4 protein-coding genes are annotated in these 3,932 nt (G+C 66.7%); 2 read left to right on the top strand and 2 right to left on the bottom strand.

What is annotated here, in order from left to right; all coding sequences use genetic code 11:
* Together WB785_RS05820 and WB785_RS05815 are read right to left on the bottom strand one after the other, a co-directional pair.
* Positions 1-906: lipase family protein (locus WB785_RS05820; RefSeq protein WP_424077802.1), on the bottom strand; the 906-nt coding region annotated here is incomplete at its 3' end.
* Positions 907-920: 14 nt separating this feature from the next.
* Entirely contained in the window at positions 921-1,652 is a 732-nt protein-coding gene (locus WB785_RS05815; RefSeq protein WP_424077801.1) for an NUDIX hydrolase, read from the bottom strand.
* Positions 1,653-1,700: 48 nt separating this feature from the next.
* Between WB785_RS05815 and nadA the strand changes: the two genes are divergently transcribed.
* Positions 1,701-2,771, top strand: coding sequence for a quinolinate synthase NadA (gene nadA, locus WB785_RS05810; protein WP_424077800.1), 1,071 nt, complete (start codon positions 1,701-1,703; stop codon positions 2,769-2,771).
* The coding region (locus WB785_RS05805) for an L-aspartate oxidase (RefSeq protein WP_424077798.1) at positions 2,768-3,932 on the top strand (1,165 nt) is incomplete at its 3' end. The genes nadA and WB785_RS05805, both read left to right, overlap by 4 nt.

The raw sequence follows: 3,932 nt of genomic DNA, 5'->3' as shown, positions 1-3,932 counted from the left end.
GAGCACGGCCTCAATCGTGGTCATGATCTCGAGTCTTTTCAGCAACGCCTGCCCCTCTTCGTTGGCGTGCTTCCGGATCACTCGGTCCAGGTCGGGATAGATGTGGGCCAGCGCGGCGATCACCATCGCAGGCAAACCGGCCAGGAAGGTGCCGTTGAGCCGGCGGAACGTGTGGCCAAGGTCGCCGACGGGCGATCCCAGCACGGCTCCGACGATGTCCAACTCCGGGGCATAGTCCGCGCACAGTTCAGCGGCCCAGGCAGTGGCTAATCCGCCGCCGGAGTATCCCCACAGTGCCACTGGGGTCGAGCCCCCCGGCGCGGACGGGGAGAGGCCGAGCCGCTCGTAGCTCAGGGCGGCCCGCACCCCGTCGAGAATGTAGTAGCCCGGCTCGAAGGGTGCGCCCCACATTCCGTTGCGGCCTTCGTGGTCGGGTATCGAAACGGCCCAACCTTCCGCGAGTGCGGCGGCGATCAGCAGAAATTCCAGCTGCGCCAGTGAGCCGATGGCGTTCGCGCGCCGCCGCAACGCATACGAGGGAAAACAACGGGACGCCACCGCGTCGATCGCGCACTGGTAGGACAGCACCGGGCAGGGCCGGTCCGGAGTGGCGTTCGACGGCACGATCACCGTGGTGACCGTGGCGTCGGGCTCGCCCTTCATGTTCGTTGTGCGGTACAGCAGCTGGGTCGCCATGACCGGCTGCGGTATCAGACCCAGAAAGGCCAGCTCGACATCCCGCGAACGCAGCACGGTAGCCGGTAGCGCGTGCTGGTAACCGGGCGGCGGGTCGTAGAACAGGTCTTTCGAGGGCAGTATCGGGCGGGCTTTGGGCTGCAACTCCTCATGCGGTGCACAACCGATCCATTCCGCGCCGGTCGTGGTTGCGAGGCTGCCAATGTCCATCGGGGCATTGTTGCTTAAGAAGGCGTTAAGAATCCAGTCGGCCCGCCGGGTGGACGCAAAGCGGCGAACTCGTCAGTAATCCGCAATTGCGAGTCGGTGAAGCGATACAGCGCCGCCGGACGCCCGCCGCTGCGGCCGGACTGCGCGACGGTGCCGGTTGCGGTGATGACGCCGCGACGGGCCAGCACGCGCTGCAGGTTAGTCGTGTCGACCGGGTGCCCGAGCGTTGCGCTGTAAATGTCACGTAGCGTCGACAATGCGAATTCGGTTGGCGCTAAGGCGAACCCGATGTTCGTGTAGGACATCTTTGCGACTAGCCGGGTGCGGGCGTGGGCGACCATCGGGCCATGGTCGAAGGCCATCGCCGGCAGTTCGGTGACGGGATGCCAGCGGGTGTCGGGTGGCAGCTCCGGGATAGCGGGGGAGGGCACGAGGCCCAAAAAAGTCGACGCGATCGTGCGGGTGTCGGGCACCCGGTCGGGGGCGGAAAACACAGCGAGCTGCTCTAAGTGAGCGACTTCACGCAGGTCAACCTTCTCGGCCAGCTGACGCCGCACCGACGTCGTCATGTCCTCGTCATGGCGGAGCCGTCCGCCAGGCAGCGACCACGCACCTCGGTGCGGATCGCGGGCACGCTGCCAGAGCAGGACGCTGAGCTGCGGCTTCTGGGTCTTCGGGCCTGATCCGAGGCCTCGAACCTGGAATACGACGGCGAGCACTTCGTGAGCAGTGCTACCATATGGCATGTTTTCGATTATAAGTCGAAAACCGGCTCGGGGCGAAAGGAACGGCCAATGACGGTCCTGAATCGCGCGGATCAGCTGCCATCCGAGAAGGCCTACCTGGAAAACGACCTGGCCGCGGCCATCACCAGCTCTCCCCACGGATATGGCGGCGTCGAGGGCGACACACGTTGGGCGGCCGAGATCCGCCGGCTGGCCGAGCTGCGAAACGCCACGATTCTGGCGCATAACTACCAGCTCCCGGCCATCCAGGATGTGGCCGATCACGTCGGCGACTCGCTGGCGCTCTCCCGGATCGCTGCCGAGGCGCCCGAAGAAACCATCGTGTTCTGCGGCGTGCACTTCATGGCCGAGACGGCGAAAATCCTCAGCCCGGAAAAGACCGTGCTGATTCCCGACCAGCGGGCGGGCTGCTCGCTGGCCGACTCGATCACCCCCGAGGATCTGCAAGCTTGGAAGGACGAACATCCCGGCGCCGTCGTCGTCTCCTATGTCAACACCACCGCAGCGGTCAAAGCGCTCACCGACATCTGCTGCACCTCCTCGAACGCAGTAGACGTGGTCGCCTCCATCGACCCGGACCGCGAGGTGCTGTTTTGCCCCGACCAGTTCCTCGGGGCACACGTTCGCCGGGTGACCGGAAGGGCGAACCTGCACGTCTGGGCCGGCGAGTGCCATGTGCACGCCGGGATCAATGGCGACGAGCTCACCGCGCAGGCCCGCAAGCATCCGGACGCCGAATTGTTCGTCCACCCCGAATGTGGCTGTGCGACATCGGCTTTGTATCTCGCGGGAGAGGGCGCCTTTCCCGAGGAGCGGGTGAAGATCTTGTCGACGGGCGGCATGCTCGACGCCGCGCGCGACACCCACGCCCGGCAGGTTCTGGTCGCCACCGAGGTCGGGATGTTGTATCAGCTGCGCAATGCCGCGCCTGGTGTCGACTTCCGTGCCGTCAACGACCGCGCGTCATGCAAGTACATGAAGATGATCACCCCCGCGGCGCTGTTGCGCTGCCTGGTCCAGGGCGCCGACGAAGTCCACGTCGATGCGCAGGTCGCCCGGCTGGCACGGCAAAGCGTGCAGCGGATGATCGCGATCGGCCAGCCCGGCGGCGGCGAATGAGCATCAGCCCGGCCTGGCAGCAACGGGCCGACGTGGTGGTCATTGGCACCGGGGTCGCGGGCCTGGCCGCCGCGCTCGCCGCCCATCGGGCCGGACGCCGAGTCCTGGTGCTCAGCAAGGCAGGCCTCAGGTCGGGCGTGACGGCCACCCACTACGCCCAGGGCGGAATCGCGGTGGTGTTGCCCGATACCGACGACTCCGTCGACGCGCACGTCGCCGACACGCTGGCTGCCGGCGCAGGTCTTTGTGACACCGACGCGGTGACCTCAATCGTCGCTGACGGCTACCGGGCCGTAGTCGAATTGGTAAGCGAGGGAGCACGATTTGACGAGACAGCGGTCGGCGGATGGGCGCTGAGTCGCGAGGGCGGCCATTCCCGGCGGCGCATCGTGCACGCCAACGGTGACGCCACCGGCGCCGAGGTGCAGCGGGCGCTCGACCATGCGGCCGGCGCCCTGGACATCCGCACTAACCACGCCGCCCTGCGGCTGTTGCACGACAGTGGTGCGGTCACCGGCGTGCTGGTCGCCAATCCCGACGGCATCGGCATCGTCCACGCGGCGTCGGTGATCTTGGCCACCGGCGGCCTGGGACACCTCTTCGGCGCGACCACCAATCCAGATGGCTCCACCGGCGACGGGGTTGCCTTGGCGCTGTGGGCAGGTGTCGCGGTGAGCGACATCGAGTTCATCCAATTCCACCCCACCATGTTGTTCGACAACAGCAAGGGTGGCCGCCGACCGCTGGTCACCGAAGCAATCCGCGGCGAAGGCGCGGTTTTGGTTGACAGCCAAGGCAATTCGGTCATGGCGGGCGTGCACCCAATGGGCGATTTGGCACCGCGTGATGTGGTGGCCGCGGCTATCGACGCCAGGATGCGGGCAACCGGCGACCCGTGCGTCTATCTCGACGCCCGTGGCATCGACGATTTCGAGGACCGCTTCCCGACCGTGACCGCAGCGTGCCGGAAAGCCGGCATTAACCCGGTGCGCCAACCGATCCCGGTGACTCCGGGCGCGCACTACAGCTGCGGCGGCGTGATCACCGACGTGCATGGACAAACCGAGCTGCCCGGGCTTTTCGCTGCCGGCGAGGTCGCTCGAACCGGAATGCACGGCGCCAACCGGCTGGCATCCAACAGCCTGTTGGAGGGACTGGTCG

The organism is Mycobacterium sp., assembly GCF_049585075.1.
Lineage (GTDB): Bacteria > Actinomycetota > Actinomycetes > Mycobacteriales > Mycobacteriaceae > Mycobacterium.
This window is presented reverse-complemented; position numbering and strand designations above follow the sequence as displayed.